This window comes from Candidatus Pantoea edessiphila, from assembly GCF_002933355.1.
GTDB classification, from domain to species: Bacteria; Pseudomonadota; Gammaproteobacteria; order Enterobacterales; family Enterobacteriaceae; genus Pantoea_C; species Pantoea_C edessiphila.
In genome coordinates, this window is record NZ_CM009566.1 from 1 (window position 1) to 3,683 (window position 3,683).

The window sequence follows — 3,683 nt, forward strand, 5'->3', positions numbered from 1 at the left end:
TTGAATACATTAAAACCGCGTAAACACAGATTAGAATTTTTTATTGCAGATAATATTGAACTTTCTAGCTTTAGAGATGAAATCGCTAGTATGGAACATCCATTTTTTGCTTTAAAAGGTGGTAATACAAAAACAAGAGAATATAGAAATGGTAATATAACTGTTATAGTTAAACCAAACTCAGATGGATTAGCTACTATTTTTGATAAAGATGTGTGGATATACGTGATATCAAAATTACAAGAATCAATGAATGTAAATCAAGAAATAAGTAAAACTGTCTGCTTTACACCTTATGATTTTTTTGTAACTACCAATAGAACAATCAGTGGTAGAACATATCAAGAACTTGAAAGAACTTTGGATAGATTGAAAGGAACTACCATAAAAACAAATATTTTTTACTCTAAAAGAAAGCAAGAAATTATAGGATTTGGTCTTATTGACAGTTGGCAAATTCTTGAAGAAAAAAAGGGTAAACTTGATATTGGTATGGTTAAAGTTACTTTACCGGATTGGTTGTATCAAGCATTGCATAAAAAAAGATTATTGAAAATTAGCCCTGATTATTTTCGTATTAGAAAAGCAATAGATAGACGTATTTATGAAATAGCTCGTAAACATTGTGGTATTCAGAGTTATTTTAGTATTACACTTGATAAATTACATTTAAAAACAGGTAGTACATCTTTATTAAAGATGTTTAGACATAATATTAAGAAACTTGCTAATACTAATGATCTACCAGATTATACTATACGCTATGATTCTGTAGAAGATATGGTTATTTTTGATAATCGAAAAAATAACTTAAAAGATAAAAAAATAAATTTTAATTAATATCTCATTAAAAAATTAGAGAAATTTACTATAAAAGTTTAAAATTTTTTAAATTAAGATTTTTTTATTTATTAAGGATAAGTTAGTGAAGTTAAATAAACACAGTAAAATATTTTGGAGTTGTTAAATGATTTACAGAAAATTAAATACTGCTATTTTTTCTATTTTAGTTGTTATATCTATCTCAGTTATTGCTCAAGTTCATGATTGTAATGATATAGAAATAGGATTTTCACCTGGTAATACTGCTAGTAAAATTATACTTAAAGCTATTAAAAAATCAAAAGAATCAATTTTTATTGCTGCTTATTCCTTTACTAGTAAACCCATAGCTTTGGCATTAGTTGAAGCTCATAAAAAGGGAGTAAATGTACGTTTAGTTGTTGATAAAAAATCAAATACTGGTAGATATACTGCTGTTACATACTTAGTAAATCATAGAATTCCAGTTATGTTAAATGATAAGTATTCTATTATGCATAACAAATTTATGATATTTGATCAAAAATCAGTTGAAACGGGTTCTTTTAATTATACTCAAGCTGCAACTTTACGTAATGCTGAAAATGTTGTTTACATTAAAAATAGAATTGATATTGCTCAAAAATACATTCGGGAATTTGATCGGTTATGGGACGAAGGAAAACATGCAACACCTAGTTATTAAAATAGGATTAGGATAATAATTTATTGAGAATTAACATAAGTTATCTTAATATTGCAATGATGATCAATTATTTTATTTATTAAGGAACGTTAACTATGGAATTAGAAGAAAAAAATCTTATTGAGAAATTATTTCAGAGACTACAAAAAGCCGAAGAAAATTCATCGGTTAGGGACTGTGAAGCAGAAAAACTAATCCAGGATTGTATAAGCAAACAACCTATATCACCTTACTATATGGTCCAAACTATTTTAATTCAAGAAGCTGCTCTAAATAAACTTAACCAAGAGATTTTGAAGTTGAAAAATGAAATTTTTCAACTTCAAATGAATCAGAATAAGGATAAGAGTTTCCTAGGTAGGTTGTTCAATAGTAATCAAACAGCTCAGTCAGCTCCCACAAATAATTTGCATCCATTTACTGAAGCTAATAATAGTTTTGTTCCCAGTAATATGCAAGCACGTAATAGTACTAGTAGTTTTATGAGTGGTGCATTACAAACTGCAGTTGGAGTTGCGGGAGGTGTTGTAATAGGAAATATGTTAAGTAACATGTTTCATCATTCTGCTCCAGAAGAAATTTTAAATGTCATTGATGATCCTGGTTCTATGAATGAGGGTGATCCTTTTAGTTCTGATTTGAGTTTAGATGCTGACAATCATTTAGATATGTTAGACCATGATTCTGATAGTCAAGTAATTGATTGTGACGACCAAATATCTGATAATGATTTCGAATTAGGTGGTTTTGGTGATGATGATTTTATATAAAAAAATGAATTTCTTTTTTTAATTTGGTTTACTAAGTTTTATGACTAATTTTGTTACTTAGAAAGAGGAAGGTTTTTTCAAAAAAATAATTTTAATCAATCATTTTGGAAAAATTAAATAGAAAATATATTTATGGAAGATGAAAAATTATATAAATATGCAATATTTTTGCTATCTAACAAAGATTTTTCATCTAACAATATTATTAATTTGATGAAAAAATTAATAAGAGGTTCAGATCTTTTAGATCATTAAATGTATAAACTTCAAAAAAATAATTATATTGATGATAATAGGTTAATCGGTGATCTGTTTAAGCAATATGTTATGAAATTATATGGTCCAGTTAGGATACGACAAAAAATAAAACAGAAGGGATTTAAAAATTCTGATATCGAGCAGTAATTTGATAAATATGAGATAGATTGGTTTGAAATAGCTAAAGAATCTATAATGAAAAAAGTTTGGTAAAATAATTCCTAAAAATCAAAAAGAAAAAATTAAATTAATAAGATTTCTTCAATACAGGGGATTTCCTAATGGAGATTATATGTAAGTTTGTTTTTTTAAAATTGTCTGGTTCGGTAAGTTTTGTAAATTTTTAATGGCTTTATTTTCTCTTTTTATTATATCCAATAATTCCCCTCTATAATTCTTTTTAAGGGACTTTCTTTTTCTGGGGTCCTTTCCTTCATCTTATGTCTTATAATCGCTCTAAGGAGATTTTAGGGGGCTGTAAGAGCTTTTTAATAGTTATGTTCCAGTCAGTAAGTTTGTTTTGATTTTTTTTGATTTTTATGAAAAATGCAATTTTTAAAAAAGTTATCCACAGACAAACCTCGCGCGCGATAAGTTAAAAGATTTTAAGTTAAATAATAAGTTAAATAAGTTAAGGCTTTTTTTTTGCTTTTATCATCATGAAAAATATAAAAAATTTTTTGATAGTGGTTTTTAAATCACAGTATTTGGTTTTTAAATCACAGTAGTTGGGTTTTTAAATCACAGTAGTTGGGTTTTTAAGGCTTTTTTTTTGCTTTTATCATCATGAAAAATATAAAAAATTTTTTGATAGTGGTTTTTAAATCACAGTATTTGGTTTTTAAATCACAGTAGTTGGGTTTTTAAATCACAGTAGTTGGGTTTTTAAATCACAGTAGTTGTTAACTACTTATCCACAGCATATTAACGTATTTTTGGGGATAAATAATAATGTTTTTGGTAAACTAAATTTTAAGAATTGTAGTTTATTAATTTTCTATATTTTAGAAAAATTTTTAATTATTGATCATAAATTAATAACTCATTAATTATTAAACGATCAAATTACTGATCTATATGAAATAAATAATGTATTATTAAAGTTTATTGATGAATTTGTAGTAATAGTTAGTAGAGAGCACAAAATT

Annotated in this window: 4 protein-coding genes and 1 pseudogene; all 5 read left to right on the forward strand. The window is 26.0% G+C overall.

Annotated features, from left to right (window positions below; genetic code table 11):
• Nucleotides 1–840 carry a replication initiator protein A gene (locus CRV10_RS00060; protein WP_136129796.1) on the forward strand — a complete coding sequence of 280 codons (840 nt, stop codon included), beginning with the start codon at nucleotides 1–3 and terminating at the stop codon, nucleotides 838–840.
• 127 nt (nucleotides 841–967) lie between these two features.
• Nucleotides 968–1,507 carry a phospholipase D family nuclease gene (locus CRV10_RS00065; RefSeq protein ID WP_136129797.1) on the forward strand — a complete coding sequence of 180 codons (540 nt, stop codon included), beginning with the start codon at nucleotides 968–970 and terminating at the stop codon, nucleotides 1,505–1,507.
• 95 nt (nucleotides 1,508–1,602) lie between these two features.
• Entirely contained in the window at nucleotides 1,603–2,277 is a 675-nt protein-coding gene (locus CRV10_RS00070) for a DUF2076 domain-containing protein (RefSeq protein ID WP_136129798.1), read from the forward strand.
• Between the two features lie 132 nt (nucleotides 2,278–2,409).
• A complete protein-coding gene (locus tag CRV10_RS03725; protein ID WP_277870346.1) occupies nucleotides 2,410–2,532 on the forward strand; it encodes a hypothetical protein in 123 nt (40 codons plus the stop codon).
• Between the two features lie 214 nt (nucleotides 2,533–2,746).
• A pseudogene (locus CRV10_RS03730) lies at nucleotides 2,747–2,833 on the forward strand (hypothetical protein); the annotation flags it as partial.
• Nucleotides 2,834–3,683 lie beyond the last annotated feature (850 nt).